This is a genomic window from Xenophilus azovorans DSM 13620, from assembly GCF_000745855.1.
GTDB classification, from domain to species: Bacteria; Pseudomonadota; Gammaproteobacteria; order Burkholderiales; family Burkholderiaceae_C; genus Xenophilus; species Xenophilus azovorans.
Map to the genome: position 1 here is coordinate 227,114 of NZ_JQKD01000006.1, position 25,478 is coordinate 252,591.

The 25,478-nt window shown below is 71.9% G+C and carries 27 protein-coding genes; 16 read left to right on the forward strand and 11 right to left on the reverse strand.

What is annotated here, in order from left to right:
* Window positions 1–7 precede the first annotated feature (7 nt).
* From Q392_RS05340 to Q392_RS05365, 6 genes are all read right to left on the reverse strand, one after another.
* Entirely contained in the window at window positions 8–340 is a 333-nt protein-coding gene (locus tag Q392_RS05340) for a type II toxin-antitoxin system RelE/ParE family toxin (RefSeq protein WP_038202483.1), read from the reverse strand.
* Window positions 337–615: a type II toxin-antitoxin system Phd/YefM family antitoxin gene (locus Q392_RS05345; protein ID WP_038202486.1), complete on the reverse strand. Its 279-nt coding sequence runs from the start codon at window positions 613–615 to the stop codon at window positions 337–339. Before Q392_RS05345 ends, Q392_RS05340 begins: the two co-directional genes overlap by 4 nt.
* Before the next feature lie 68 nt (window positions 616–683).
* Complete coding sequence (gene creC / locus Q392_RS05350; protein WP_038202488.1) at window positions 684–2,144, reverse strand: two-component system sensor histidine kinase CreC; 1,461 nt, start codon at window positions 2,142–2,144, stop codon at window positions 684–686.
* A complete protein-coding gene (creB, locus tag Q392_RS05355; RefSeq protein WP_038202490.1) occupies window positions 2,144–2,893 on the reverse strand; it encodes a two-component system response regulator CreB in 750 nt (249 codons plus the stop codon). The genes creC and creB overlap by 1 nt, the downstream gene beginning before the upstream one ends.
* A gap of 498 nt (window positions 2,894–3,391) precedes the next feature.
* Window positions 3,392–3,790, reverse strand: coding sequence for a Cu(I)-responsive transcriptional regulator (gene cueR, locus Q392_RS05360; protein ID WP_038202492.1), 399 nt, complete (start codon window positions 3,788–3,790; stop codon window positions 3,392–3,394).
* Window positions 3,787–4,008 (reverse strand): heavy-metal-associated domain-containing protein, encoded by a 222-nt coding sequence (locus tag Q392_RS05365; protein ID WP_038202494.1) that lies wholly within the window; start codon window positions 4,006–4,008, stop codon window positions 3,787–3,789. The genes cueR and Q392_RS05365 overlap by 4 nt, the downstream gene beginning before the upstream one ends.
* 130 nt (window positions 4,009–4,138) lie before the next feature.
* Between Q392_RS05365 and Q392_RS05370 the strand changes: the two genes are divergently transcribed.
* Complete coding sequence (locus tag Q392_RS05370) at window positions 4,139–6,403, forward strand: heavy metal translocating P-type ATPase (protein WP_038202497.1); 2,265 nt, start codon at window positions 4,139–4,141, stop codon at window positions 6,401–6,403.
* An 8-nt stretch (window positions 6,404–6,411) separates the two neighbouring features.
* On the opposite strand, the gene Q392_RS05375 is transcribed toward Q392_RS05370, so the two are convergent.
* Window positions 6,412–6,897, reverse strand: a complete 486-nt coding sequence (locus Q392_RS05375) for an AAC(3)-I family aminoglycoside N-acetyltransferase (RefSeq protein ID WP_038202499.1) — start codon at window positions 6,895–6,897, stop codon at window positions 6,412–6,414.
* A gap of 198 nt (window positions 6,898–7,095) precedes the next feature.
* Here Q392_RS05375 and Q392_RS05380 point away from each other — a divergent pair, with 198 nt between their 5' ends.
* From Q392_RS05380 to Q392_RS05390, 3 genes are all read left to right on the forward strand, one after another.
* Window positions 7,096–7,788 (forward strand): response regulator transcription factor, encoded by a 693-nt coding sequence (locus Q392_RS05380; protein ID WP_038202501.1) that lies wholly within the window; start codon window positions 7,096–7,098, stop codon window positions 7,786–7,788.
* A gap of 76 nt (window positions 7,789–7,864) precedes the next feature.
* Entirely contained in the window at window positions 7,865–9,229 is a 1,365-nt protein-coding gene (locus Q392_RS05385) for a sensor histidine kinase (RefSeq protein WP_084216862.1), read from the forward strand.
* 46 nt (window positions 9,230–9,275) lie between these two features.
* Complete coding sequence (locus Q392_RS05390; RefSeq protein ID WP_038202507.1) at window positions 9,276–9,692, forward strand: DUF1801 domain-containing protein; 417 nt, start codon at window positions 9,276–9,278, stop codon at window positions 9,690–9,692.
* 12 nt (window positions 9,693–9,704) lie between these two features.
* Here Q392_RS05390 and Q392_RS05395 read toward each other — a convergent pair whose 3' ends face one another.
* Window positions 9,705–10,847, reverse strand: a complete 1,143-nt coding sequence (locus Q392_RS05395; protein ID WP_038202510.1) for a branched-chain amino acid ABC transporter substrate-binding protein — start codon at window positions 10,845–10,847, stop codon at window positions 9,705–9,707.
* A gap of 46 nt (window positions 10,848–10,893) precedes the next feature.
* The gene (locus Q392_RS05400; protein WP_038202513.1) at window positions 10,894–12,003 is read right to left on the reverse strand and encodes an alkene reductase; all 1,110 of its coding nucleotides are present in this window, start codon (window positions 12,001–12,003) and stop codon (window positions 10,894–10,896) included.
* 187 nt (window positions 12,004–12,190) lie between these two features.
* Here Q392_RS05400 and Q392_RS05405 point away from each other — a divergent pair, with 187 nt between their 5' ends.
* On the forward strand, window positions 12,191–13,393 hold the full coding sequence (locus Q392_RS05405) for a YbfB/YjiJ family MFS transporter (RefSeq protein WP_038202516.1): 1,203 nt from the start codon (window positions 12,191–12,193) through the stop codon (window positions 13,391–13,393).
* Window positions 13,394–13,396: 3 nt separating this feature from the next.
* On the opposite strand, the gene gstA is transcribed toward Q392_RS05405, so the two are convergent.
* Window positions 13,397–14,005: a glutathione transferase GstA gene (gene gstA, locus Q392_RS05410; RefSeq protein ID WP_038202519.1), complete on the reverse strand. Its 609-nt coding sequence runs from the start codon at window positions 14,003–14,005 to the stop codon at window positions 13,397–13,399.
* Between the two features lie 266 nt (window positions 14,006–14,271).
* Here gstA and Q392_RS05415 point away from each other — a divergent pair, with 266 nt between their 5' ends.
* From Q392_RS05415 to Q392_RS05450, 8 genes are all read left to right on the forward strand, one after another.
* Complete coding sequence (locus tag Q392_RS05415) at window positions 14,272–14,457, forward strand: DUF1328 family protein (protein WP_038202522.1); 186 nt, start codon at window positions 14,272–14,274, stop codon at window positions 14,455–14,457.
* Between the two features lie 218 nt (window positions 14,458–14,675).
* Window positions 14,676–16,619 carry a tRNA uridine-5-carboxymethylaminomethyl(34) synthesis enzyme MnmG gene (gene mnmG / locus Q392_RS05420; RefSeq protein ID WP_038202525.1) on the forward strand — a complete coding sequence of 648 codons (1,944 nt, stop codon included), beginning with the start codon at window positions 14,676–14,678 and terminating at the stop codon, window positions 16,617–16,619.
* Complete coding sequence (gene rsmG, locus Q392_RS05425; protein WP_038202529.1) at window positions 16,616–17,269, forward strand: 16S rRNA (guanine(527)-N(7))-methyltransferase RsmG; 654 nt, start codon at window positions 16,616–16,618, stop codon at window positions 17,267–17,269. Before mnmG ends, rsmG begins: the two co-directional genes overlap by 4 nt.
* A 127-nt stretch (window positions 17,270–17,396) precedes the next feature.
* Window positions 17,397–18,011: a LysE family transporter gene (locus tag Q392_RS05430; RefSeq protein ID WP_038202532.1), complete on the forward strand. Its 615-nt coding sequence runs from the start codon at window positions 17,397–17,399 to the stop codon at window positions 18,009–18,011.
* Between the two features lie 3 nt (window positions 18,012–18,014).
* Entirely contained in the window at window positions 18,015–18,851 is an 837-nt protein-coding gene (locus Q392_RS05435) for a ParA family protein (protein ID WP_038202784.1), read from the forward strand.
* A gap of 55 nt (window positions 18,852–18,906) precedes the next feature.
* Window positions 18,907–19,458 carry an RBBP9/YdeN family alpha/beta hydrolase gene (locus Q392_RS05440; RefSeq protein ID WP_157007772.1) on the forward strand — a complete coding sequence of 184 codons (552 nt, stop codon included), beginning with the start codon at window positions 18,907–18,909 and terminating at the stop codon, window positions 19,456–19,458.
* A gap of 6 nt (window positions 19,459–19,464) precedes the next feature.
* The gene (locus Q392_RS05445; RefSeq protein ID WP_038202537.1) at window positions 19,465–20,436 is read left to right on the forward strand and encodes a ParB/RepB/Spo0J family partition protein; all 972 of its coding nucleotides are present in this window, start codon (window positions 19,465–19,467) and stop codon (window positions 20,434–20,436) included.
* A 128-nt stretch (window positions 20,437–20,564) separates the two neighbouring features.
* Entirely contained in the window at window positions 20,565–21,449 is an 885-nt protein-coding gene (locus Q392_RS05450; RefSeq protein ID WP_038202541.1) for a peptidoglycan-binding protein, read from the forward strand.
* Window positions 21,450–21,604: 155 nt separating this feature from the next.
* Here Q392_RS05450 and Q392_RS05455 read toward each other — a convergent pair whose 3' ends face one another.
* On the reverse strand, window positions 21,605–23,032 hold the full coding sequence (locus Q392_RS05455) for an FAD-binding oxidoreductase (RefSeq protein WP_038202544.1): 1,428 nt from the start codon (window positions 23,030–23,032) through the stop codon (window positions 21,605–21,607).
* A 138-nt stretch (window positions 23,033–23,170) separates the two neighbouring features.
* Between Q392_RS05455 and Q392_RS05460 the strand changes: the two genes are divergently transcribed.
* From Q392_RS05460 to Q392_RS05470, 3 genes are read left to right on the forward strand one after another with little or no spacing between them, the layout of a single operon-like run.
* Window positions 23,171–23,938: a class I SAM-dependent methyltransferase gene (locus Q392_RS05460; RefSeq protein ID WP_038202547.1), complete on the forward strand. Its 768-nt coding sequence runs from the start codon at window positions 23,171–23,173 to the stop codon at window positions 23,936–23,938.
* Between the two features lie 59 nt (window positions 23,939–23,997).
* On the forward strand, window positions 23,998–24,579 hold the full coding sequence (locus Q392_RS05465; protein ID WP_038202551.1) for a cob(I)yrinic acid a,c-diamide adenosyltransferase: 582 nt from the start codon (window positions 23,998–24,000) through the stop codon (window positions 24,577–24,579).
* A gap of 4 nt (window positions 24,580–24,583) precedes the next feature.
* A complete protein-coding gene (locus Q392_RS05470; RefSeq protein WP_038202554.1) occupies window positions 24,584–25,477 on the forward strand; it encodes a LysR family transcriptional regulator in 894 nt (297 codons plus the stop codon).
* Window position 25,478: the final 1 nt, after the last annotated feature.

The following is a 25,478-nucleotide window of genomic DNA, read 5'->3' on the forward strand; positions in this document are numbered from 1 at the left end:
TCCCGGCTCAGGGCCGAAGCAGCCGGCGGGCCAGCACACCCTGCATGTCCCGCCGGCCATCCACGATCATGTGGATGAAGACCTTCCGGTCCTCGACGTGGTAGATCACCCGATAGGGCTTGAAGGTGGTCTGTCGATAAGCCTTGATGCCCAGCGCCGCCAGTTCCTTCGGGTAGCTGCCCCGCTCGGGAAAGTGCGCCAGGCTCGCTACCACCTCCATCAGCCGGTCCAGCACATGGTCCGCGCGGGCCGGGCTGTCGAATTGCGCGATGTAGCCATGGATCTCCTCCAGGTCCTGCTCCGCGCCTGCCGTGAGCAGCACCTCGAAGCGACTGCTCATCGGCCCGTGGTGCGTTTGCCGCGAAGACGGGCCACCACGTCTGCCACCGGCTTGACCTTGCCCGCGGCGATGTCCTCGCGGCCCAGCGCAAGGATCTTGAGCATGGCGAGCGTTTCCTGGGTTTCCTCGAAGGAAGCCACATCCTGAAGCACGGCCCGGGCTTCACCGTTCTGGGTGATGACCAGGGGCTCGCGCGCGTCGGCCAGTTGTGCCAGCACCTCGGCCGCATGGGCCTTGAGGTAGCTGATCGGCTTGACTTGGGATGAATAGCGCATGGCTTGGCCGGACGAGAGGAAAGGAAAAGAAAGGACTGAATTTAGTCCTTATAAGGTCCTTTTACAAGTCAGAACGCCGCCGGCTCCCGCCGCGCCGTGGACAGCGGCAGCGTCAGCACCGCCATCGCCCCGCCGCCGGCCGCGTTGCCCAGCTCGACGCGGCCCTGGTGCAGCGCGGCGATCTCCCTGACGAAGGCCAGGCCCAGGCCGGTGCTCTTCTTCTGGCTGTGCGGGCGGGCCAGCGAGTAGAACTTCTCGAACACCTTCTCGCGCGCGTAGGCCGGGATGCCCGGGCCCTGGTCGCGCACGGTGATGCGCGCCTGGCGCGAAGTGGCGGCCAGGCCGACGACGACCTCGCCGCCCTCGGGCGAGAAGTCCACCGCGTTGGCCAGCAGGTTGGCGACGGCGCGGCGCAGCAGGAAGGGGTCGCCCTCGGCGGCCGCGTCGGCCTTGGCCTCGACCCGGATGCGCACATCGCGGCGCGCGGCGGCGGTGCGGGCGCTGTCGGCCACCTCCTCGAGCAGCGGGCGCAGCGGCACGGTCTGCACGCGGTCGAGCACGCGGCGCGCCTCCAGCGTCGCCAGCTCCATCATGCGGTCGACGATCTCCTGGATGCGCTGGGTCTCGCGCACGATGTTGCCGAGGAAGCGCTCGCGCTCCTCGCCCGGCATGCCGGGCTCCTGCACCAGCTCGGCGGCGCCGCGGATGGCCGACAGCGGGCTCTTGATCTCGTGGGTGAAGGTCTGGATGGCATCGGCCGTGCTGTTGCGGCCGGTGACGGCGTCGCGCATCTCGTGCGCCGCGGCGCGCGCCATCAGCAGGCCCTGGCGCACCATGCGCACGGGGTGGAAGCCGCGCTGCGCGCGCAGCCAGCGCAGGTAGTCGGCCGTGAGGCCGAAAGGCCGGACCAGCCACACCGAGAGGATCAGCGCCAGCAGCAGCAGCGCCACGGCCGAACCGATGCCCACGGCCAGCGTGCGCTCGCGCGCGCCCTGCACCAGCTGCCCGAAGCTCTGCACCGGCTTGCCGGCGCTGACCATGCCGACGATCTCGCCGTTCCAGCGCACCGGGGCGCCGACGTACATGACGGAGCTGAGCGGGTCGCTGGCGACGTCGCGCGTGGTGCGGGCGCCGTAGCGGCCGTCCAGCGTCAGGCGCACGTCGCGCCAGCCCGAGAAGTCGGCGCCGCCGGCGCGGCCGGTGGAGTCGAAGAGCACGTGGCCGGCGCGGTCGGTGACGTACACCCGCAGTTCCACCCGCCGCTTGTGCAGGTTGTAGATCTGGGCCGAGAACTCGCGCGCGTAGACGCTGCGGAACAGCGGCTCCAGCCGCGCCGGGTTGATGGCGCCGGCCACCACGTCCTGCTCGACCAGGCTGGCCAGCAGCTGCGAGGTCTCGACCAGCGATTCCTCGGCCGACTCGCGGTAGCGCGGGTCGATGTCGGCCATCACCCGGTACAGCAGCACGCCGATGCCCGCCGCGTACAGCAACAGGATGCCGATGAAGATGCGGGTACGGCGAGAGAGCATCACACCGGCGCGGCCGGCAGGTCTTCCGCCAGCGCGTAGCCGGTGCCGCGCAGGGTGCGGATGGGATCGACCTCGGGCGCGATGGCGCGCAGCTTGGCGCGCAGCGTCTTGACGTGGGCGTCCACGGTGCGGTCGAAGCTGTCGCTGGATTCGTCCCACACCAGCGAGAGCAGTTCGTCGCGGGTGAAGACCCGGCCCGGCCGCTGCACCAGCACGCGCAGCAGGCCGTATTCGTAGCGCGAAAGTTCCAGCGGCCGGCCGTAGTAGCGGATCAGCATGCGCTCGGCATCGATGGCGAAGGGCAGCGCGGGCGCGGCGGGGGGCGGCGATGCTGCCGCCGGGGCCGCCGCCGCGGCCCCGCGCTGGCTGCGCCGCAGGATGGTGCGCACCCGCGCCACCAGCTCGCGCGGCGAGAAGGGCTTGGCGATGTAGTCGTCGGCGCCCAGTTCCAGGCCGACCACGCGGTCGATCTCGTCGCTGCGGGCGGTGAGGAAGACGACCGGCACCTCCGGTGCGCCGCCGCCGCGCATCCGGTCCTGCAGGCGCTTGAAGAGCTCGAAGCCGTTCAGGTCCGGCAGGCCCACGTCCAGCACCACCAGCGCCGGCGGCTCGGCCGCGAAGGAGGCCAGCGCCGCCTCGGCGGTCTCGCACCACACCGGCTCGAAGCCGTCGCTCTTCAGCACGTACTGCAGCGTGTCGGCGATGCCGGACTCGTCCTCAACGACCAGGATGCGCAGCTTGGTGGACATGGCCGCGGATGGTAGCCCGGCCCGTGGGCCGGCACGGGGGCGCCGGGGGCCGTGCAGCGTGGGCGATACGCCACTCGGCCGAATATGCACGGGCGCCTCTTCTTTTCTCTTTGTCTTTCTTATCTGATTAGTAGTAGTAGCTAAGGGTCCGCCTGCGCTGTGGAAAGGGGCGTTTTTCCGCGGCCGGACAAGGGCTTGGCGATGCCGGAGCGCTGTGCGCAGCCCTGCTTCCGTGCTGTCGCCGGAAGGCGAACAACCTGTGGCGGGCCGCCGGGCCTGTGGACAAGGGAACGCTTGTGCCGGAAATCTCCCCAGAGTTGTCCTTTGACAGCCGCTCAAAAATCTGGGAAAGAGGCCCGCGCCGCCCGAGATGTGCACTGCACAAAAATCGGGCAATCTGTAGATTCACCTTGAAAATCAACGAGTTATGTTGGCTTTACAAGGAAATACGTGAGTTGCTCACAAAGTTATCCAGAGGGCGTGGGGAGAAGGCAGGGACTATCGGGCCAGGTCGTCGAGGATGGGGCAGTCCGGCCGGTGATCGCCCTGGCAGCAGTGCACCAGGTGCGACAGCGTGCGGTGCATGGACTGCAGCGCGGCGATGCGCTGCTCCAGTTCGCCCAGGTGCTGCTGCGCGATGCGCTTGACGCTGGCGCTGGCGCGGCCGCGGTCGTGCCAGAGGCCGACCAGCTCGGCGATCTCGTCCATCGAGAAGCCCAGGTCGCGCGCGCGGCGGATGAAGCGCAGGGTGTGCACGTCGGCCTCGGTGTACTGGCGGTAGCCGCTCTCGGTGCGCGTCACGGGCGGCAGCAGGCCCAGCCCCTCGTAGTGGCGCACCATGCGCGGCGAGACGCCCGAGCGCTCGGCCGCGACGCCGATGGAGACGGAAGCGCTCATGATTGGACGCGGTAGCCGGCCCCGCCGATGGCCGCGGCCAGGCGGTCGCGCGGCTGGGCGCTGGCCACGTCGACGCGGCCCGCGGGCAGGTCGACCTGGACATCGGCCTCGGGGTCGACGGACCAGACGGCATCCTGCACGGAGCGCACGCAGTGCTGGCAGGTCATGCCCTCGACCTGGAAATGCTGGGAAGAAGAAGGAGAAGAGGCGGTGGTCATGTCGTGGTCCTTGCGAACGGGATGAAGAAGGCTGCAAGTCTGAACCCTGACATGATGGCAAGGTCAAGCGGGCCCTGTTTCGGTGACGGGGCTTGACCCTCACACGATGTCAGACCTTAGCCTCCGGGGCATGGCTTCCCAGACCCTTTCTTCCTCTTCTTCTCCCGCCTTCCAGACCCTCGACCTCGGCGTGGAGGGCATGACCTGCGCCTCCTGCGTGGCGCGGGTGGAGAACGCCCTGCGCAAGGTGCCCGGCGTGCAGGACGCGAGCGTGAACCTGGCGACCGAGTCGGCGCGCGTCACGCTGGCGGGCGCCGCCGGCGACGACGCGATGCCGCAGCTGGCCCGGGCGGTGCGCGATGCCGGCTATGCGCCGCGCGCGGCCGACGGAGGCGTGCAGGCGGACGCCTCGCCCTGGTCCGGCTTCGGCCCGGTGGCGGCCGGGCTGCTGCTGGCCGCGCCCCTGGTGCTGCCGATGCTGCTCTCGCCCTTCGGCATCGACGCGATGCTGCCGCCCTGGCTGCAGTTCGTGCTGGCCGCGCCGGTGCAGTTCTGGCTGGGCGCGCGCTTCTACCGCGCCGGCTGGCATGCGGCGCGCGCCGGCACCGGCAACATGGACCTGCTGGTGGCGCTGGGCACCAGCGCGGCCTTCGGCCTGTCGCTGTGGCTGTGGTGGCGCTGGGCGGCGGGCGGGCATGCCGGGCACGGCATGGACGCGCCGCACCTGTACTTCGAGGCCTCGGCGGTGGTAATCGCGCTGGTGCTGCTGGGCAAGTGGCTGGAGGCACGCGCCAAGCGGCAGGCGACCGCCGCGATCCGCGCGCTGCAGAACCTGCGGCCCGAGCTGGCGCACCTGCTGCGCAGGCGCGGCCCGCGCTGGGAGGAATCGGACCTGCCGGTGGCCGAACTGCGCGCCGGCGACCGCGTGGCGGTGCGCCCGGGCGAGCGCGTGCCGGCCGATGCCCGGGTGGTCGAGGGCCGCTCGTCGGTGGACGAATCGATGCTCACGGGCGAGCCGCTGCCGGTGGCCAAGGCCGAGGGCGACCGGCTCACCGGCGGCTCGGTCAACGGCGAGGGCCGGCTGGTGGCGGAGGTCACGGCCGTCGGCGCCGAGAGTGTGCTGGCGCGCATCATCCGGCTGGTCGAGGACGCGCAGGCCGCCAAGGCGCCGATCCAGCGGCTGGTGGACAAGGTGGCGGCGGTGTTCGTGCCGGTGGTGCTGGTGATCGCGCTGCTGACGCTGCTGGGCTGGCTGTTCGTCGGCGGCGCCGGCGTGGAGGCGGCGCTGATCCATGCGGTGGCGGTGCTGGTGATCGCCTGCCCCTGCGCGCTGGGGCTGGCCACGCCGGTGGCGGTGATGGCGGGCACCGGCGTGGCGGCGAAGCACGGCATCCTGATCAAGGACGCACGCGCGCTGGAGCTGGCGCACCGCGTGGACACGGTGGCTTTCGACAAGACGGGCACGCTCACGCGCGGCCAGCCGGTGCTGTCGGCGCTGGCACCCGCGGCCGGCGAGGACGAGGCACATGCCCTGGCGATGGCCGCGGCGCTGCAAAGCGGCAGCGAGCACCCGCTGGCGCGCGCCGTGGTGCGCGAGGCGAAGGCGCGCGACGTGGCCTGGCCATCGGCCGAGGCCATCGAGGCCGTGCCGGGCCGCGGCGTGCGCGGTCGGGTGGAGGGCGGCACCTGGGCCATCGCCAGCCTGCGATGGTGCGAGGAACTGGGCGTGCCGGTGCCGGCGGACGAGGCGCAGCGATTCCTCGCCACCGGCGCATCGGTGTCGGCGCTGCTGTACTGGCCCGGAGGCGAGGCCGCCGCGCCGCGCCGCGTGGCCCTGCTGGCCTTCAGCGACGAACCCAAGCCGGGCGCCGCCGAGGCCGTCGCGCAACTGCGTGCGCGCGGCCTGCGCGTGGTGATGATCTCCGGCGACAACCTGCAGGCGGCGCAGGCGATGGCGGCGCGCGTGGGCATCGACGCGGCCGACGTGCGCGCCCAGGTGCTGCCGGGCGACAAGGCGGCGGCCGTCGGCGAGCTGCGCCAGGGTGGGCACGTCGTCGCGATGGTCGGCGACGGCGCCAACGACGCACCCGCGCTGGCCGCGGCCGACGTCGGCATCGCCATGGGCGGCGGCACCGACGTGGCGATGGAGGCGGCCGGCATCACGCTGATGCGCGGCGAACTGGCGCTGGTCGATGCGGCGCTGGCGCTGTCCGATCGCACGGTGGCGAAGATCCGCCAGAACCTGTTCTGGGCCTTCTTCTACAACGTGGTCGGCATCCCCTTCGCCGCCTTCGGCCTGCTCAGCCCGGTGGTGGCCGGCGCGGCGATGGCGGCCTCCAGCGTGAGCGTGATGGCCAACGCGCTGCTGCTGCGCCGCTGGCGGCCGGGGCGCTGACGCAGCCGTCAGTCAGCGCCGTCGGCGGGCGCGATGTCGAAGTGCAGCACGTCCTCGCGGATGCCGAGCCCGCTGTACAGGGCGATCGCCGGGTCGTCGCCGTGATCGGCCTGGACGAAGATCACGTAGATGCCGCGCTGCGCGCACAGCCGCCGCAGGCGCTGGATCAGGGCCGTGGCGATCCCGCGGCGGCGATGCGCCTCGGCCACGGCCAGGTCGTAGATGTAGAACTCGCTGCGCTCCTGCTCGAACTTGGGCAGGACATAGCCGGCCAGGCCACCGACGACCGTGCCCGCTTCCAGCGCCGCGATGGCGACGAAGGTCGGGCTGCCCAGCAGCTGCTCGAGGTAGGCGTCGCCGGGGCGCAGCGCGGCGTCGGCCGCCGGCTCGCCGAAGGCCGTGCCGAACACGTCCAGCAACTGGCGCATCGGGCGGAGGTCGGCCGGAGCGAGCACGCGCAGCTCGGGTGGCGTGGGTGTCGGCGGTGCGGGCATGATCGGGGGTCCTGCAAGCTGTCGGGGCTGTCGGCGGCCGCGCGGGACGGCACGTTGAAAGGAAGCCTGCGCCCGGTGGGCGGCGGGTCCACCCTGACCGCAGCCTGACCTGCCCGTCCCGTGGGTGCATGGGCGGCCGCACTGGCGGCGCCGGCCGTGGCCGCCGATCATCGCGCCTGTCCACCACCGCTTCAAGCCATGCGAATCCTCCTCGTCGAAGACGACGCCACCCTGCGCGACGTGATGCTGCGCAGCCTGAACGACGCCGGCCACCGCGTGGACATCGCCGGCAGCGTGGAGGAGGCCGAGTACCTGTGGCGCGTGCAGCCCTTCGACGCGGTGCTGCTGGACCTGAACCTGCCCGAGCGGGCGCAGCGCGGCAGCGGCCAGGGCAGCGGGCTGGCGGTGCTGCGCCAGGCGCGCTCGCGCGGCGACCGCACGCCGGTGCTGGTGCTCACCGCGCGCGACCGCACCGAGGAGCGCATCGCCGGCCTGGACGCCGGCGCCGACGACTACCTGGGCAAGCCCTTCGACCTGGCCGAGGTGGAGGCGCGCCTGCGCGCCCTGGCGCGCCGCGCCCAGGGCACGCAGGACGTGGCGTTGCTCGGCCGGCTGCGGCTGGACCGCCGGGCGCGCCGCTTCTTCGTCGGCAGCGAGGCGCTGGACCTGCCGGCGCGCGAGTTCGAGGTGCTGTGGGAGCTGATGAGCCCGCCCGGCCATGCGCTGAGCAAGCGCACCCTGTCCGACAAGCTCTCCGGCTTCGACGAGGCGCTGGGCGACAACGCGCTGGAGGCCTTCATCTCGCGCCTGCGCAAGAAGCTCGCCGGCAGCGGCGCGGCCATCCGCACGCTGCGCGGCATCGGCTACCTGCTGGAGGCGGAGCATCCCTGAGCGCCGCGACCCACCGGCGCGCCGCCTGAGCGGCCGCCCCGCGCCCGCGCTCGGCACCCGCGTGCTGCGGCACGTGATGCTGCCGCTGGCCCTGACCTGGCTGGCCGGCACGCTGGTGACCTTCCTCGTCGCCAACTTCTTCACCCAGCAGGCCTTCGACCGCGCGCTGCTGGACGACGCGTATTCCATCGCCTCCAACGTGCGGCCGGGGCCGGACGGGCGCGTGGCGCTGCAGCTCACGCCGCGCGAGCTGACGGCGGCGCTGTTCGACCAGGCCGAGACGGTGTACTACGCCGTGCGCCGGCCCGACGGCAGCCTGCTCTCGGGCGAGCCGATCGGCGCCGAACAGCCGGCCGCGGGCGAGGGCTACCGCTTCTCGGAGGTGATGCACCTGGGGCAGCCGGTGCGGGCGGTGGTGCTGCGCCGCCACGTGGCGGACGCGGCCGGCGCCGAGGTGGGCGACTACCGCGTGATGGTCGCCCATACCACCGTCACGCGCGTCGCGCTGGCCGAGCGGGTGCTGCTCTACGCCACCCTGCCGCAGGTGCTACTGCTGGCGCTGCTGGCGCTATGGCTGTGGCGCGGCATCGCGCGCGATCTCGCGCCGCTGGTGTCGCTGCACGACGCGCTGGAGCGGCGCGACGCGAGCGACCTGTCGCCGGTGCGGGTGCCGCCCACGGCACGCGAGATCGAACGGCTGGGCCAGGCGCTCAACGGCCTGTTCGGGCGACTGGGCGGCAGCGTGCGCGCGCAGCGCGAGTTCGCCGGCACCGTGGCGCACGAGCTGCGCACCCCGCTGGCGGGCATCCGCGCGCTGGTGGCGTACGGGCTGGGCCACCCTTCGCCCGCGGTGTGGCGCGAGCAGCTGGAGCGCATCGGCGCCAGCGAGGCGCGCGCCAGCCACCGCGTCGACCAGTTGCTGGCGCTGGCCCTGGCCGACGAGAGCGATGCGGTGCTGCAGCGCGAGCCCGTGCCGCTGGACCGGCTGGTGCAGGAGGCCGTGCTGCGCCACCTGGCCCGCGCGGACGCCCGGGGCGTGGACCTGGGCGCGCGGGGCCTGGACGAAGGCGCGCCGCAGGACTTCGCCGTGCTGGCCGACGCGGCGCTGGTGGAAGGCATCCTCGACAACCTGATCGACAACGCGCTGCGCTACGGCGGGCGCACCGTCACCGTGGAACTGCGCGCCGACCCGGCCGCCGGCACCTGCACGCTGGCCGTGGCCGACGACGGCCCGGGCATCCCCGAGGCCGCGCGGCGCGACCTCATGCAGCGCTGGGCGCAGGGGCCCGACGGGCAGCGGCTGGGACAGGGCGCCGGCCTCGGGCTGGCGATCGTGGCGCGCTACGCGCAGTTGCTGGGCGCACGGCTGGCGCTCGATGCGGCCGGGCCCGACGGGGGGCTGCGCGCCGCCGTGGCGCTGCCTTCGGCGCCGGCGCGATGAACGTGGGGTGCTTGGCCCTGCCACGCCGGCGGCGCACACTTCCGGCATGAACCCACCCGACACGAGCACCGGCCCGTCGGCCGGCGAACGCATCACGCGCAGGATCGCCGAACTCGGCGACTGGCGCGGCCGCACCCTCGAGCGGATGCGCGGCCTCATCCTGCAGACGGACCCGCAGGCCGTCGAGGAATGGAAATGGGGCGGCACGCCGGTGTGGTCGCACGACGGCATCCTGTGCACCGGCGAGACCTACAAGAGCGTCGTGAAACTCACCTTCGCCAAGGGCGCCTCGCTGCCGGACCCGGCCGGCCTCTTCAACGCGAGCCTGGACGGCAAGGTGCGCCGCGCGATCGACATCCGCGAAGGCGAGGAGGTCGACGCCGCGGCCTTCCAGGCGCTGGTGCGCGAGGCCGTCGCGCTGAACCGGGCCGGCCGGGCCGCGAAGAAGGGCAGGAAGTCTTAAGCCGCGGCCGGCTCAGTACGTCGCCAGCGGCGTGAGCTTCTCGCCCTTGAAGGTGAACACGGTGGTGGGCGCGTTCTTCAGGTTGCCCTTGTCGTCGTAGCTGTAGGTGCCGGCCACGCCCTTGTAGCTGGACTTGCGCAGGTCGGCCGCCACCTTTTCCGGGTCGGCCGCGCCGACGCGCGCGATGGCCTCGCCGAGGAACAGCGTCTGGTCGTAGTAGTAGGGCGCGTAGACGTCCGGGTCGGCGTTGAACTTCTGCTTGAAGCGGGCCTTGAACGAGGGGCCGCCCGGCGTCTTGTCGAGCACCGCGCCGCCCTGCGCGCAGAACACCGTGTCGTTGACGGCGCTGCCGCCGATCTTGCCCATCTCGGGGCTGCACAGCGTGTCGCCGCCCAGCAGCCTGGCGTCGAAGCCGAGCTGCTTCATCTGCCGCAGCATCGGCGCGCCCTGCGGCGCGTAGCCGCCGAAGAAGACCACCTCGGGGTTCTTGGCCTTCAGCCGCGTGAGGATGGCGTTGAAGTCCACCGACTTCTCGGTGGTGAACTCCTGGCCCACGATGGTCAGGCCGAGCCGCCTGGCCTCCTTGCCGAACTCGTCGGCCAGGCCCTGGCCGAAGGCGGAGCGGTCGTCGATGATGCCGACGTTCTTCACCTTGAGCACATTGGCCGCGTAGCTGGCCATGCTGGCGCCGATCTGCGCGTCGCTGGCGATGATGCGGAACACGTTGGTGTAGCCGGCGGCGGTGATCTTCGGGTTGGTGCCGACGGTGGACATCAGCGTGCCCCCGTCGCTGTACACGCGCGAGGCGGGGATGGCGACGCCCGAGCAATAGGGCCCGACCACGAACTTCACGTTGTCGTCGACGAACTTCTGCGCCACCGCCACGCCGGTCTTGGCGTCGCACTGGTCGTCCTCGGAGCGCAGCTCGAACTTCAGCGTCCTGCCGCCGGCCTTGAGCTGGCGTGCGTTGAGGTCCTCGATAGCCAGGCGCACGCCGTTCTCGTTGTCCTTGCCGGCGAAGGCGTTGGCGCCCGAGAGCGGGCCGGTGTGGCCGATGGGCACGGTGAGTTCCTGCGCCGCGGCCGGGCCGGCGGCGCAGAACGCGGCCGCGGCGGCGAGGGCCGCCAGGGGCGCGAGGCGGGGGGTCGATGTCATGCGTTGGTCTCCTTGTTCCGGGAACGAAGGAGCGATTCTGGGCCGATCAGCCCAGTGCCGGATAGTCGATGTAGCCCTGCTCGCCGCCGCCGTAGAAGGTGGCCTTGTCCCAGGCGTTCAGCGGTGCGCCCTCGCGCAGCCGGCGCACCAGGTCGGGGTTGGCGATGAAGGGCTTGCCGAAGGCGACCAGGTCGGCCTCGCCGCTTTCCACGGCGCGCTCGGCCAGCTCGGCGTCGTAGCCGTTGTTGACCATCCAGGCGCCGCGCGCGCCCGCCTCGCGCCAGGCGGTCTTCAGCGCCTGGTAGTCGAAGGGGCGGCCCTCGACCTCGCGCGGGCCGCCGGTGGCGCCCTCGATGACGTGGATGTAGGCCAGGCCGAGCTGCGCGAGCTGGCGCACCACATACTCGAACAGCGGCTGCGGGTCGCTGTCGGTGATGTCGTTGGCCGGCGTGACGGGCGACAGGCGGATGCCCACCTTGCCGTGGCCCACCGCGTCGGCCACGGCGCGCGTCACCTCCAGCAGCAGGCGGGCGCGGTTCTCGATGGTGCCGCCGTAGTCGTCGGTGCGGTGGTTGGCGCCGTCCTTGAGGAACTGGTCCAGCAGGTAGCCGTTGGCGCCGTGGATCTCCACGCCGTCGAAGCCGCAGGTCTCCACCGCGTTGCGCGCGGCTGCGGCGAAGGTGTGGACGATGCCGGGGATCTCCTCGGCGCGCAGCGCGCGCGGCGTGGAGGTGGCGGCGAAGCTGCCGCGGCCCTGCGCGTCGATCAGGTAGGTCTTGGTGTTGGCGGCGATGGCCGAGGGCGCGACCGGCGGCTGGCCGTCCGGCTGCAGCGAGTCGTGCGAGACGCGGCCCACGTGCCACAGCTGCGTGACGATCCTGCCGCCCCGGGCGTGCACCGCCTCGGTCACCTTCTTCCAGCCGTCGAGCTGCTCGGTGCCGTACAGGCCCGGCACGTCGGCATAGCCCTGGCCCTGGTGGCTGATGGCGGTGGCCTCGGTGATCAGCAGGCCGGCCGAGGCGCGCTGCGCGTAGTAGGTGGCGGTGATGTCGCGCGGCACGGCGTTCGGCGAGCGGTTGCGCGTGAGCGGCGCCATGACGATGCGGTTGGGCAGGTGCAGGTCGCCGGCCTGGATCGGGTCGAAGAGGGTGGGCATGGTCAGGAAGAAGGGAGGAGGAGAAAGAAGGGCGGATGCGGAACCCGCAAGCCTACCGGGCCGCGCCCGGCCGTGCATTGACCCGCCCGGCGCAGGGCGGGCGGGTGCTGTCTATGATGGCCGGCGCCTTGCGGCCGCCCCCGATGATCCCGTCCCGTTCCTCTTCCCGCCGTCGCCGTCCGCGACGATGAATCCGACACCCGGCACACCCTGGCTGCGCATCGCCCTCGGCCTGTCGATGGGCGCGGCGCTGTCGCTGGGCCTCGCGCGCTTCGCCTACGGCCTGCTGCTGCCCCCGATGCGCGAGGACCTGGGCTGGAGCTACCTGCTGGCCGGCAGCCTGAACACCGCCAATGCCCTGGGCTACCTGCTGGGCGCGCTGGCCACGCCCTGGCTGATGCGGCGCCTGGGGGCCGGGCGGCTGCTGGTGGGCGGCGCCGTGGCGGCCACCGTGTGCATGGCGGCCAGCGGCTTCCTCACGCACGCCGGCGCCTGGCTGGCGCAGCGGACGCTGGCCGGGGTGGCGAGCGCCTGGGTGTTCATCGCCGGCGGCCTGCTGGCGGCGCGGCTGGGCGCCCTGCAGCCGCAGCGCAGCGGCTTCCTGCTGGGCATCTACTACGGCGGCACGGGTTTCGGCATCGTGCTGTCGGCGCTGCTGGTGCCGGCGCTGCTGCGCTGGGCGGCCGGCCTGCCGCCGGCATGGGCATGGGCCTGGTGGGCGCTGGCGCTGGCCTGCGCGCTGGCGGTGCTGCCGCTGGCCTGGGCCGAGCGCGCCGTGGCCGCGCTCGGCGAGGCCGCCAGCGGCGACGCGGGGGCGCCGCGCGTGCCGGACCGGCCGCGCGCTCCGCTGCCGCGCCTGGGCTGGGCGCTGGCGGGCTATGCCTGCTTCGGCGCCGGCTACATCGGCTACATGACCTTCGTGATCGCGCTGCTGCGCGCGCAGGGCGCCTCGGCGGGGCAGCTCACGCTGTTCTATGCGCTGCTCGGGCTGGCGGTGGTGGCCTCCTCGCGGCTGTGGGCCGGCCTGCTGGACCGCTGGCGCGGCGGCGGGCCGCAGGCGGTGCTCAACGCGCTGCTGGGCGTGGCGACGCTGCTGCCGGTGCTGAGCCCGGCCTGGCCGGTGGCGCTGGCATCGGGGCTGCTGTTCGGCGGGGTGTTCCTGTCGGTGGTGGCGTCGACCACCGCGCTGGTGCGCCACAACCTGCCGCCGGCGCAGTGGGCGGCGGGCATCAGCGCCTTCACGATCGTGTTCGCCTTCGGGCAGATCGCGGGGCCCACGCTGGTGGGCTGGATCGCCGACGGCCCGGGCGGGCTGGCGCGCGGCCTGGCCGCGTCGGCGCTGATGCTGTGGCTGGGTGCCGCGCTGGCCTGGCGCCAGCGGGCACTGTGAGCCTTACTTGATCAGGCCCTCGGCCTTCATCGCCGCCTGCACCGCCGGGCGGGCACCCACGCGGGCGTGCCAGGCCTGCACGTGCGGGTAGGGCGAGAGGTCGATGTTCATGGGCTTGGTCCAGTTCGTCACGGTGAACAGGTAGCCGTCGGCGACGCTGAAGTGCTCGCCCATGAGGAAGTCCCTGCCTTCGAGCTGCGCGTTCAGCCACTGGTAGCGGGACTTGAGCTTGTCCTTGAAGATCACCTTCACCTCTTCGGGGATGGCCGGGTTGAACAGCGGGCTGAAGCCCTTGTGCACCTCGGTGCCGATGAAGGTCAGCCACTCCTGCAGGCGGTAGCGCTGCAGCGTGCCGTTGGCCGGGGCCAGGTTCTTGGTGGGCGCCTGGTCGGCGATGTACTGGACGATCGCCGGGCCCTCGCGCAGCCGCGTGCCGTCGTCCAGTTCCAGCACGGGCACGTAGCCCAGCGGGTTGATGGTGTAGTAGTCCGTGCCGTCCTGCAGCTTGTGGCTCTTGGTGCTGGCCAGCACGGGCTCGAAGGCCAAGCCGGCTTCCATCAGCGCGATGTGGGGCGAGAGCGAGCAGGCGCCGGGGGAGTAGTACAGCTTCATGCGGAAGGCTCCTTGAATCGAATGGGAAGAAGGAAGGGGAAGAAGGGTCCGGAGCGCGGGCCGGCGGTGTGCGGGCGGGCGCGGCTGCGCGACTGTAGCCGTTTGCGGCCGGGCTCGCCGGCAGGCGGGGGAGCCGGCACGCCGCGGCGCGGGCTTGTCCTACGGGGGCTCGCGTGGCGAACCGATGAGGCCCGGCGCCACGGCTTCCTACGCTGGCAGGTACGGCGGGCGGTGGCGCCCGCACCGGACGTGAAGGAGACCGCATCATGCTGAAGTACGCCCTCATCTTTGCCCTCATCTCCCTGGTGACCGGCGCCCTGGGCTTCGGTGGCCTGGCGGCCGGCGCGGCCGGCATCGCCAAGGTGCTGTTCGGCCTGTTCCTGCTGCTGGCGGTGGTGTTCATCGTGCTGGCAGCGCTGGGTGTCGGGGCGGCGCGAAAAGCACTGGACTGACCCGATGGCGGGCGCGGGCGCGGCGGCGCTATGAAATTCATAGCTACCTGCGCTGACGGATACGGCCCGCAGGCCGTATCGATGGGCCGGTGGAGATGCCCACAAATTGAGCAGAACGGGGCGGGGCCGACTAAAATCACGGCCCTTTTCCCTGCGCAGCACACGCGAGATCCCGTCCTTCGGCCTGGCGCCACCGGCGGAGTGTGCACAAACTTCACATGCTCTACCCCGAAGAATTCGACGTCATCGTCGTCGGCGGCGGCCATGCCGGCACCGAGGCTGCGCTGGCCTCCGCCCGCATGGGCGCGAAGACGCTGCTGCTGACCCACAACATCGAGACGCTGGGCCAGATGAGCTGCAACCCCAGCATCGGCGGCATCGGCAAGGGGCACCTGGTGAAAGAGGTGGACGCGCTGGGCGGCGCCATGGCCATCGCCACCGACGAGGCGGGCATCCAGTTCCGCATCCTCAATTCCAGCAAAGGCCCGGCCGTGCGGGCGACACGGGCGCAGGCCGACCGCATCCTCTACAAGGCGGCGATTCGCCGCCGGCTGGAGAACCAGCCCAACCTGATGCTCTTCCAGCAGGCGGTGGATGACCTGATGGTGGAGGGCGACCGGGTGGTGGGTGCGGTGACGCAGGTGGGCATCGCCTTCCGGGCGCGTGCGGTGGTGCTGACGGCCGGCACCTTCCTGGATGGCCGCATCCATGTCGGCCTCGACAACTACCAGGCCGGCCGGGCCGGCGACCCGCCGGCGGTGAGCCTGTCGGCGCGCCTGAAGGAGCTGAGGCTGCCGCAGGGCCGGCTGAAGACCGGCACGCCGCCGCGGCTGGACGGGCGGACCATCGATTTCTCGAAGTGCACCGAGCAGCCGGGCGACGGCATGCCCGGCGGCGGCAACCCGGCGATGCCGGTGTTCAGCTTCATGGGCCGCACGGACATGCATCCGCATCAGATGCCCTGCTGGATCACTCACACCAACGAGCGCACGCACGAGATCATCCGCTCCGGCTTCGACCGCAGCCCGATGTTCACGGGGAAGATCGACGGGGTGGGGCCGCGCTACTGCCCGAGCGTCGAGGACAAGATCAACCGCTTCGCCGACAAGACGAGCCACCAGATCTTCCTGGAGCCCGAGGGGCTGACCACCAACGAGTACTACCCGAACGGCATCTCGACCAGCCTGCCGTTCGACATCCAGTACGCGCTGGTGCGTTCGATGCCCGGGCTGGAGAACGCCCACATCCTGCGGCCCGGCTACGCCATCGAGTACGACTACTTCGATCCGCGCGACCTCAAGAGCAGTTTCGAGACGCGGGCGATCGCCGGCCTCTTCTTCGCCGGCCAGATCAACGGCACCACCGGCTACGAGGAGGCGGCGGCGCAGGGCCTGTTCGCCGGCATCAACGCCGCGCTGCTGTGCCGTGGCGAGGCGGCCTGGGTGCCGCGCCGCGACGAAGCCTACCTGGGCGTGCTGGTCGACGACCTCATCACCAAGGGCGTGACCGAGCCGTACCGCATGTTCACCAGCCGCGCCGAGTTCCGGCTGCAACTGCGCGAGGACAACGCCGACATGCGCCTGACCGAGACCGGCCGCCGGCTCGGCTTGGTGGACGACGCGCGCTGGCAGGCGTTCTGCCGCAAGCGCGACGCTGTTTCACGTGAAACAGAGCGCTTGAAATCGACCTGGGTGAACCCGCGCAACCTGCCGGCCAGCGAATCCGAGCGGGTGCTGGGCAAGGCCATCGAGCACGAATACAACCTGGGCGACCTGCTGCGCCGCCCTGGTGTGAGCTACGAGGCCCTGCTGTCGCTGGACGACGGCAAGTACCGCCCCGAGCAGCCGCTGGCGGCGGAGGAGGTGGAGCAGGTCGAGATCGCCGCCAAGTACGCCGGCTACATCGACCGCCAGCACGAGGAGGTGCAGCGCGCCGCCCATCTGGAGCACTTGAAGCTGCCCGAGGACCTGGACTACGCCAAGGTGCAGGCGCTGAGCTTCGAGGTGCGGCAGAAGCTGGCCAAGCACCGGCCGGAGACGCTGGGGCAGGCCTCGCGCATCTCCGGCGTGACGCCGGCCGCGATCTCGCTGCTGCTGATCCACCTGCGCAAGGGCGGGTACCGCGCCTTCCAGGCGGATGCGGTGGAAGCTGCCGGCGCATGACGGACAGCCTGGCGGCGCAGCGCTCGGCGCTGGAGCAGGGCGCGCTCGCGCTCGGCCTGTCGCCCGATGCGGCACAGATCGACCGGCTGCTCGCCTACGGCGCGCTCATCCTCAAGTGGAACAAGGTCTACAACCTCACCGCGCTGCGTGATCCGGCAGCGGTGCTCACCCACCACCTGCTGGACAGCCTGGCAGTCGTCACCCCGCTGACGCGCGAACGGCCCGGCGCCGGCCGGCTGCTGGACGTGGGCGCCGGCGCAGGGCTGCCTGGCGTGGTCATCGCGATCCTGCGGCCCGACATCGAAGTGCACTGCCTGGATGCCGTCGCCAAGAAGATGGCCTTCGTCCAGCAGGTCGCGGGCGAACTGAAGCTCCCGAACCTGCGCGGCGTGCATGCGCGGGTGGAGTCGCACGGCGGCGCCTACGACGTCATCAGTTCCCGGGCCTTCGCCACGCTGGCAGATTTCATCCACGGCTCGGCGCACCTGCTGGCGCCCGGCGGCGCATGGATGGCCATGAAGGGTCGGCAGCCCGATGCCGAAATGGCCGAGTTGCCGGCTTCCGTGGAAGTGTTTCACGTGGAACAACTCGCCGTCCCCGGCCTCGACGCCGAGCGCTGCATCGTCTGGATGCGCGCACGGCAGGCTTGATCAGCGCCCATTCACCGGTTTTCCACCGCCTGTCCACCGCGAACACGGCGGTTCTCCACCGTTTGCCCACCGTCGTTCGCGTGTCCTCGCGTAGACTCGGCGGCTCCTCCCTCCGTCTCCATCTCCCATGTTCGGCATCGCGGACTACGGCGCCTTCGTCGCCGCCATTCTTCTGTTCCTGGCGATCCCCGGTCCGGGCAACCTCGCGCTCATGACCTCGACCGGCAAGGGCGGCGTGCGCGGGGGCCTGGCCGCGACGATGGGGGTGATTCTGGGCGACCAGGTGCTGTTGTGGTCGGCCGTGGCCGGCGTGGCGGCGCTGCTGGCCGCCTGGCCCACCGTCTTCCACCTGGTGCAGTGGGGCGGGGCGGCCTACCTGGCCTGGATGGGGCTGAAGATGCTGCGCGCCAAGCCGGGCGCGGCGCCGATCCTGCAGATCCAGCCGCGCCACTACCTGCGCCAGGCCTTCGTCATCACGCTGCTCAACCCCAAGGCCATCGTCTTCTACATGGCCTTCTTCCCGCTCTTCATCGACCCGGCGCGGCACCAGGGCCTGCCCACCTTCGCCGTGATGGCGGCCACCATCGCCGGGCTCACCTTCCTGTACTGCCTGACCGCGACGCTGCTCACCCATTACCTGGCCGAGCGCATCCGCGCCAACCGGCGGCTGTCGCAAGGCCTGGAGAAGCTGGCCGGCGTCTTCCTGCTGGGCTTCGGCGTCAAGCTGGCGCTGGGGCAGTAAGCCATGGCGCGCATCTTCTGCATCGCCAACCAGAAGGGCGGGGTGGGCAAGACCACCACCACCGTCAACCTCGCCGCCGGCCTGGCCAAGGTCGGTCAACGGGTGCTGATGATCGACCTGGACCCGCAGGGCAACGCCACCATGGGCTCGGGCATCGACAAGCGCGAGGCCGAGCTGACCGTGTACGACGTGCTGCTCGAATCCGCCTCGGTGGCGGAGGCGCGGGTGCGCGCCGAGCCCTGCGGCTACGACGTGCTGGCCGCCAACCGCGAGCTGGCCGGTGCCGAGGTGGAGATGGTCGCGCTGGACCGCCGCGAGAAGCGGCTGCGCACGGCGCTGGCAGCGGTGGGCGCCGAGTACGACTTCATCCTGATCGACTGCCCGCCCTCGCTGAGCCTGCTGACGCTCAACGGCCTGTGCGCGGCGCATGGCGTGATCGTGCCCATGCAGTGCGAGTACTTCGCGCTCGAAGGGCTCACCGACCTGGTCAACACCATCAAGCAGGTGCACGCCAACCTGAACAAGAACCTGCAGATCATCGGCCTGCTGCGCGTCATGTTCGACCCGCGCATCACGCTGCAGCAGCAGGTCAGCGAGCAGCTCAAGTCGCACTTCGGCGACAAGGTCTTCGACACCGTCATCCCGCGCAACGTGCGCTTGGCCGAGGCGCCCAGCTACGGGCTGCCGGGCGTGGTTTTCGACGCCGGCGCGCGCGGCAGCCAGGCGTACGTCGCCTTCGCCGAGGAGCTGGTGAAGAAGATGCCGCCGGCCAGCGCCTTCGCGCCGCCGGTGCCGGATGCGCCTCCGGTCACGGCTCCGGCGCCCGAGGCGATGCCATGAGATCCGTGCCCGGCGCTCGCCGCTTCAGAACAGTTTGCTACTGAACTTGTAGCAAATGACTGCTATCGCGCCCACCGTCCTCCTGCTGCCCGGCTGGCAGAACAGCGGCCCCGGCCATTGGCAGACCCGCTGGGAGGCGCTGCACGGCGACCGCCGCGTCGAACAGCACGACTGGATGCGCCCGCTGCGCGGCGACTGGTCGGCCCGGCTGGAGGAGGAGGTGATCGCCGCCCCCGGCCCGGTGCTGCTGGCCGCGCACAGCCTGGGCTGCATCCTCGCCGCCGCCTGGGCTGCCCATTCGCGGAACACGGCCAAGGTGCTCGGCGCGCTGCTGGTGGCACCGGGCGACGTCGAGCGCGAGGACCTGCGCCAGCAGATCCCGGGCTGGGCGCCCATCGCGCGCCGGCCGCTGCCCTTCGCCGCCGTGCTGGTCGGCTCCACCGACGACCCCTACTGCAGCGCCGGGCGCGCCCGCGGCCTGGCGGCCGACTGGGGCGCCCGCTTCGTCGACGGCGGCGCGCGCGGGCACCTCAACGCCGAGTCCGGCCTGGGCGACTGGCCCGAGGGCCGGGCGCTGCTCCTCGATCTGAACCGCAGGAAGTCCTAGAAGAAGATGGCCACCAAGAAACCCAAGGGCCTCGGCCGCGGGCTCGAAGCCCTGCTCGGCCCGGCCGCGTCCTCCAGCGCCGCCACGGCGACCGACGACGCATCGCAGGAGGCCGCCGCGCCGCGCGACGGCCAGCCGAGCACCCTGGCGCTGGACCAGTTGGTCCCCGGCGTCTACCAGCCCCGCACCCGCATGGACGAGGGCGCGCTGTACGAGCTGGCCGAGAGCATCAAGGCGCAGGGGATCATGCAACCGATCCTCGTGCGGCGCCTCGACGCCGCCCAGGCCGAGGCCAAGAACGCCCCCTACGAGATCATCGCCGGCGAGCGGCGCTTCCGCGCCGCCAAGCTGGCCGGCCTGGCCGAGGTGCCGGTGCTGGTGCGCGACGTGCCGAACGAGGCGGCGGCCGCCATGTCGCTGATCGAGAACATCCAGCGCGAGGACCTCAACCCGCTGGAAGAGGCCCAGGGCCTGCAACGCCTGGTCAATGAGTTTGGGCTCACTCACGAAGCGGCGGCACAGGCGGTGGGCCGCTCGCGCAGCGCCGCCAGCAACCTGCTGCGCCTGCTGAACCTGGCCGAGCCGGTGCAGGGCCTGCTGATGGCCGGCGACGTGGACATGGGCCACGCCCGCGCGCTGCTGGCGCTGGAGCGCGCGGCGCAGATCACGGCCGCCAACCAGATCGTCGCCCGCAAGCTGTCGGTGCGCGAGACCGAGGCGCTGGTCAAGAAGCTGGCCGCCGAGTTCAGCCTCACCGCCCCGCGCCGCCCGGCCCGCGCCGAAGAGAAGCCGCGCGACCTGCAGCGGGTGGAGGAAGAACTGGCCGACCTGCTCACCGCCCAGGTCGAGGTGCGCATCAAGAAGCGCAGCAAGCGCGGCGGCAAGGTGGAGGAAAGCGGCGAGCTGGCGATCCACTTCGGCTCGCTGGAGGCGCTGAACGGGCTGATCGACCGGCTGCGCGGCGGCAGCGCCGCTTGAAATGCCGCCGGCCCGTTCGTCCTCACCGCGTCCATGAAGCCGTGCCCATCGTTTCCGGCGTATCGCTCGGACGGGGCGTTGCCGGGTATGCTTACCGGCTGTTTCAAACACTGTCAGGGGTTGACTCGATGACCTTCGCCAAACTTCCTCTCGCCGCCGCGCTGGCGAGCCTGCTGGCCCTGGCCGGCTGCCAGACCACCGACATGCAGATGGGCAGCATGGGCGCCAAGACGGTGGCCACCGGCAGCGCGGCCGGCGCCGCCTCCGCCAACGCCAGCAGCGCGCTGGAGCGCTGCGAGTCGCCGCTGGGCACCGTCTCGCTGATCGAGAACCAGTCGGCCGGCTGGTACACCATCATCACCGGCGAATACAAGCTGCCGCCCACCTCCACGCTGCTGCGCCTGCTGATCCAGCAGTCCAACTGCTTCGTGGTGGTCGAGCGCGGCGCCGCCGGCATGAACGCCATGAACCGCGAGCGCGCGCTGATGCAGTCCGGCGAGATGCGCCGCGGCAGCAACTTCGGCAAGGGCCAGATGGTGGCGTCCGACTACGGCATCTCGCCCGAGGTCATCATCAGCAACAGCGATGCCGGCGGCATGGGCGCGGCGCTGGGCGGCATCGTCAACCGCGGCCGCTACAGCAACGTGCTGGCCAACCTGGGCGGCAGCCTGCAGACGCGCGAGGCCGCGGCCATGCTGACGCTGATCGACAACCGCTCGGGCGTGCAGGTGGGCGTGTCCGAGGGCAGCGCCTCCAAGACCGACTTCGGCGGCTTCCTGGGCGCGGCGGGCGCCTCGGCGGCCGGCAGCATCGGCGGCTACTCGCGCACGCCGCAGGGCAAGGTGATCGCGGCGGCTTTCATGGACGCCTACAACCAGCTCGTCATCTCGCTGCGCAACTACTCCGCGCAGACGGTGCGCGGCCAGGGCCTGGGCGGCGGCGGCCGGCTGGGCGTGGACGGCGGCGCGGCGCCGTCGCAGACCTCGGCGCCGGGCGCGCGCCGCCGTCGCTGAAGCCTGCACTGCACAGAAAAAAGCCCGGCGTCGCCGGGCTTTTTCATCGCCGGGCCGCCCCAAGATGAAAAAGCATCCCCTCGGGGGATCGGACAAGCGCGAAGCGGTTGTCCGAGGGGCCATTTTTCATTGCCGGGCCGCGCCAGGCGCGGCCCTCACAAGCTGAAGATCTTCCCCGGGTTCATGATGTTCTTCGGGTCCAGCGCGCGCTTGATGGTGCGCATCATGTCCACCGCACCGGCGCCGGCCTCGTCCAGCAGGAAGCCCATCTTGTGCAGGCCCACGCCGTGCTCGCCGGTGCAGGTGCCTTCCAGCGCGATGGCGCGCGCCACCAGCGTGTGGTTCAGTTCCTCCGCCTTGGCGCGCTCGGCCGGGTCCTCGGGGTCGATCAGGTAGCCGAAGTGGAAGTTGCCGTCGCCCACGTGGCCGACGAGGAAGTAGGGGATGCCGCTGGCGTCCGCCTCGGCCACCGAGTCGAGCAGGCAGTCGGCCAGGCGCGAGATCGGCACGCAGGTGTCGGTGCTGATGGCGCGGCAGCCGGGCCGGCTCTGGATGGCGGCGAAGTACGCGTTGTGCCGTGCCGTCCACAGGCGCGTGCGCTCCTCGGGCGTGGTGGCCCACTCGAAGGCGTTGCCGCCGTGCTCCGCCGCGATCTCCTGCACCGTCTCGGCCTGCTCCTTCACGCCGGCCGGCGAGCCGTGGAACTCCATCAGCAGCATCGGTTCCTCGCGCAGCCCGAGCTTGCTGTGCGCGTTGACCATCCGCACCGTGTTCGCGTCGATCAGCTCCACCCGCGCGATCGGCACGCCCAGCTGGATGGTCTGGATCACCGTGCGCACGGCGGCCTCGATGCTGGGAAAGGAGCAGATTGCGGCCGACACCGCCTCGGGCAGCGGGTACAGGCGCAGCGTGATCTCGGTGACCACGCCCAGCGTGCCCTCGCTGCCGACGATCAGGCGCGTGAGGTCGTAGCCGGCGCTCGACTTCTTGGCCCGCGTGCCGGTGCGGATCGCCTCGCCGCCTGCGGTCACCACCTCCAACGCCAGCACGTTCTCGCGCATCGTGCCGTAGCGCACGGCGTTGGTGCCGCTGGCGCGCGTGGCCGTCATGCCGCCGATCGAGGCGTCGGCGCCCGGGTCGATGGGGAAGAACAGGCCCGTGGACTTGATCTCGTCGTTGAGCTGCTTGCGCGTGACGCCCGGCTGCACGGTGACGGTGAGGTCGTCCGCGTTGACCGATAGCACGCGGTTCATGCGCGAGACGTCGATGCTGATGCCGCCCTGCACCGCGAGCAGGTGCCCTTCGAGCGAGGAGCCGACGCCGTAGGGGATCACCGGCACCGCGTGCTCGGCCGCCAGCTTCACGGCATCGGCCACGTCCTGCGTGCTTTCGGCGAAGACCACCGCCGCCGGCGGCGGCACGTCGGTGTAGGAGGACTCGTCGCGCCCGTGCTGCGTGCGCACCGCCATCGCGGTGGAGCACTGTGCGCCGAAGCGCGCGGCCAGCGCGTCCAGCAGCGCCTGGGGCACGGGGCGGGGTGCGATCTCGGGGGCGACGTGGGCCAGGTGGGCGGGCGCGTTCATGGGGTGTTCTCCTTGGGGCAGGTCCGTGCGCGGCAGGCGGTCTGCCATTCTAGGAACGCGCCGCCTCGCGCGGATGCCCCTGCGCAGCCCCGGCGCATGGCCCCGGGGCGCGCGGGACCCGGGGGCAATAATGATCCGATGAGTGAAGCCCGCCCGCCGGCCGCCGCCGCCAAGGTGCAGCTCCCGCATGCACCGCTGCCGGCCTACTACGCCGACGAAGCGGAGCATGGCCGCTACCTGCGCCGCATCTTCGACGACACCGCGCCCGACTACGACCGCATCGAGCGCGTGCTGGCGCTGGGCTCGGGCGCCTGGTACCGCCGCGCGGCGCTCAGGCGCGCCGGGCTCGGCGCCGGTGCGCGCGTGGTGGACGTGGGCATCGGCACCGGCCTGGTGGCGCGCGAGGCGCTGGCGCTCGTCGGGCCGCGCGGGCGGCTGGTCGGCGTCGATCCCAGTCCCGGCATGCTGCGCGAGGTGGCGCTGCCGCGCGCGGATCTGCTCGCCGGCCGGGCCGAGGCGCTGCCGCTGCCCGATGGCAGCGGCGACTTCCTCAGCATGGGCTATGCGCTGCGCCACATCGCCGACGTGAGCGCAGCCTTCGCCGAGTTCTTCCGCGTGCTGCGCCCGGGCGGGCGCCTGCTGGTGCTGGAGATCAGCAAGCCCGAAGGCCGCGTCGGCACGGCCGTGCTCAAGGGCTACATGCGCACCGTGGTGCCGGTGATCGCCCGCCTCGTCGCGCGCCAGCGGGCCACGCCGGAGCTGTGGCGCTTCTACTGGGACACCATCGAGGCCTGCATCCCGCCCGCCACGGTGATCGAGGCGCTGCGCGCCGCCGGCTTCGAGCGCGTCGAGCGCCACGTGGAACTGGGCGTGTTCTCCGAATACACCGCCACACGGCCGGGCTGAGCCGCCTGCGCCCGCGCGGCCTACCATTGCGCGGTTTCCTCACTCTCCCGAGCCACCTCATGGGCAACCGACTCACGCAGATCGCCACGCGCACCGGCGACGACGGCACCTCCGGCCTGGCCGACAACACGCGCCTGCCCAAGCACCACCCGCGCTTCGCGGCGATGGGCGACGTGGACGAGCTGAACTCGCACATCGGCCTGCTGCTGTGCGAGCCGCTGCCCGACGGCGTGCGCGAGCTGCTGGTGGACGTGCAGCACCAGCTCTTCAACCTGGGCGGCGAGCTGTCGATGCCGGGGCACACGCTGCTCAAGGACGAAGCCGTGCTCCAGCTCGACAACGCGCTGGCCGAGCACAACGCCGCGCTGCCGCGGCTGATGGAGTTCATCCTGCCGGCCGGCACCCGCGCCGCCTCGCAGGCGCACGTGTGCCGCACCGTGGCGCGCCGGGCCGAGCGCGCCGTGGTGGCGCTGGCGGCGCAGCAGGGCGAAGCCGTCGGCGCCGCGCCGCGCCACTACCTCAACCGCCTGTCGGACCTGATGTTCGTGCTGGCCCGCGTGCTCAACCGCGTGGACGGCGGTGACGACGTGTACTGGAAGAGCGAGCGCCTCGCCCGCGCGCAGCGCGGCGAAGAAAACTGAGCCGATGCGGCTGCGCCACATCGAGGTCTTCAACGCCGTCATGCTCACTGGCAGCGTGAGCGCGGCGGCGCGGCTGATCAACGTCACGCAGCCGGCCGTCAGCCGCACGCTGCAGCATGCCGAGCTGCAGCTGGGCTTCGCGCTGTTCCGCCGCGACAAGGGCCGCCTCACGCCCACCGCCGAGGCGCAGGCGCTGTACCCGCACATCGAGCGCCTGTTCGCGCAGATGGACGAGGTGCAGCGGCTGGCCGCCAGCCTGCGCGCCGGCGGCGACGCGGCGGCGCTGCGCATCCTGGCGGTGATGGCGCTCACGCACGAGGTGCTGCCGCGCGCGCTGGTCGCCTTCCGCCGCCGGCATCCCAGCGTGACGATCCACGTGGAGGGGCTGCACACGCCGCAGATCGTCTCGGCGCTGCTGCTGCGCGAGGCCGACGTGGGCCTGGCCTTCAACCCGGTGCCGCCGCCCGGGCTGGCGCACGAGACGCTGGCCACCAGCCCGATCGTCTGCGTCGCGCCGCGCGGCCTGCTGCCGCGCGACGCGGTGGCGCAGGGCGCCGTCGACCTGGCGGCGCTGGACGGCGTGCCGGTGGCCGCGCTCGATGCGCGCGACCCGGTGGGCACCAGCCTCAGCCAGGCCTGCCGCGACGCCGGCGTGAACCTGAACGCCGTGATCACCGTCCAGACCTACCACGCCGCGCTGGCGATGGCGCACCACGGCCTGGGCGTGGCGCTGGTGGACGCCTGCACCTCGCGCTCGGCCGACCGCAGCCGGGTCGACGTGCTGGCCCTGCGCCCGCAGCTGCCGGTGCCCGTGCGCGCGCTGCGCCCGCTGCACGCCACGGAATCGGTGGTGGTGCGCAGCCTGCTGCAGTGTGTGCAGCAGGTGTTGAACGATTGAT

What these genes read in the sequence shown, in the direction of transcription:
- Q392_RS05340 (WP_038202483.1), bottom strand. Translation starts at nt 340, where the DNA reads ATGAGCAGTCGCTTCGAGGTGCTGCTCACGGCAGGCGCGGAGCAGGAC.
- Q392_RS05345 (WP_038202486.1), bottom strand. Translation starts at nt 615, where the DNA reads ATGCGCTATTCATCCCAAGTCAAGCCGATCAGCTACCTCAAGGCCCAT.
- creC (WP_038202488.1), bottom strand. Translation starts at nt 2,144, where the DNA reads ATGCTCTCTCGCCGTACCCGCATCTTCATCGGCATCCTGTTGCTGTAC.
- creB (WP_038202490.1), bottom strand. Translation starts at nt 2,893, where the DNA reads ATGTCCACCAAGCTGCGCATCCTGGTCGTTGAGGACGAGTCCGGCATC.
- cueR (WP_038202492.1), bottom strand. Translation starts at nt 3,790, where the DNA reads ATGAGCGCTTCCGTCTCCATCGGCGTCGCGGCCGAGCGCTCGGGCGTC.
- Q392_RS05365 (WP_038202494.1), bottom strand. Translation starts at nt 4,008, where the DNA reads ATGACCACCGCCTCTTCTCCTTCTTCTTCCCAGCATTTCCAGGTCGAG.
- Q392_RS05370 (WP_038202497.1), top strand. Translation starts at nt 4,139, where the DNA reads ATGGCTTCCCAGACCCTTTCTTCCTCTTCTTCTCCCGCCTTCCAGACC.
- Q392_RS05375 (WP_038202499.1), bottom strand. Translation starts at nt 6,897, where the DNA reads ATGCCCGCACCGCCGACACCCACGCCACCCGAGCTGCGCGTGCTCGCT.
- Q392_RS05380 (WP_038202501.1), top strand. Translation starts at nt 7,096, where the DNA reads ATGCGAATCCTCCTCGTCGAAGACGACGCCACCCTGCGCGACGTGATG.
- Q392_RS05385 (WP_084216862.1), top strand. Translation starts at nt 7,865, where the DNA reads ATGCTGCCGCTGGCCCTGACCTGGCTGGCCGGCACGCTGGTGACCTTC.
- Q392_RS05390 (WP_038202507.1), top strand. Translation starts at nt 9,276, where the DNA reads ATGAACCCACCCGACACGAGCACCGGCCCGTCGGCCGGCGAACGCATC.
- Q392_RS05395 (WP_038202510.1), bottom strand. Translation starts at nt 10,847, where the DNA reads ATGACATCGACCCCCCGCCTCGCGCCCCTGGCGGCCCTCGCCGCCGCG.
- Q392_RS05400 (WP_038202513.1), bottom strand. Translation starts at nt 12,003, where the DNA reads ATGCCCACCCTCTTCGACCCGATCCAGGCCGGCGACCTGCACCTGCCC.
- Q392_RS05405 (WP_038202516.1), top strand. Translation starts at nt 12,191, where the DNA reads ATGAATCCGACACCCGGCACACCCTGGCTGCGCATCGCCCTCGGCCTG.
- gstA (WP_038202519.1), bottom strand. Translation starts at nt 14,005, where the DNA reads ATGAAGCTGTACTACTCCCCCGGCGCCTGCTCGCTCTCGCCCCACATC.
- Q392_RS05415 (WP_038202522.1), top strand. Translation starts at nt 14,272, where the DNA reads ATGCTGAAGTACGCCCTCATCTTTGCCCTCATCTCCCTGGTGACCGGC.
- mnmG (WP_038202525.1), top strand. Translation starts at nt 14,676, where the DNA reads ATGCTCTACCCCGAAGAATTCGACGTCATCGTCGTCGGCGGCGGCCAT.
- rsmG (WP_038202529.1), top strand. Translation starts at nt 16,616, where the DNA reads ATGACGGACAGCCTGGCGGCGCAGCGCTCGGCGCTGGAGCAGGGCGCG.
- Q392_RS05430 (WP_038202532.1), top strand. Translation starts at nt 17,397, where the DNA reads ATGTTCGGCATCGCGGACTACGGCGCCTTCGTCGCCGCCATTCTTCTG.
- Q392_RS05435 (WP_038202784.1), top strand. Translation starts at nt 18,015, where the DNA reads ATGGCGCGCATCTTCTGCATCGCCAACCAGAAGGGCGGGGTGGGCAAG.
- Q392_RS05440 (WP_157007772.1), top strand. Translation starts at nt 18,907, where the DNA reads ATGACTGCTATCGCGCCCACCGTCCTCCTGCTGCCCGGCTGGCAGAAC.
- Q392_RS05445 (WP_038202537.1), top strand. Translation starts at nt 19,465, where the DNA reads ATGGCCACCAAGAAACCCAAGGGCCTCGGCCGCGGGCTCGAAGCCCTG.
- Q392_RS05450 (WP_038202541.1), top strand. Translation starts at nt 20,565, where the DNA reads ATGACCTTCGCCAAACTTCCTCTCGCCGCCGCGCTGGCGAGCCTGCTG.
- Q392_RS05455 (WP_038202544.1), bottom strand. Translation starts at nt 23,032, where the DNA reads ATGAACGCGCCCGCCCACCTGGCCCACGTCGCCCCCGAGATCGCACCC.
- Q392_RS05460 (WP_038202547.1), top strand. Translation starts at nt 23,171, where the DNA reads ATGAGTGAAGCCCGCCCGCCGGCCGCCGCCGCCAAGGTGCAGCTCCCG.
- Q392_RS05465 (WP_038202551.1), top strand. Translation starts at nt 23,998, where the DNA reads ATGGGCAACCGACTCACGCAGATCGCCACGCGCACCGGCGACGACGGC.
- Q392_RS05470 (WP_038202554.1), top strand. Translation starts at nt 24,584, where the DNA reads ATGCGGCTGCGCCACATCGAGGTCTTCAACGCCGTCATGCTCACTGGC.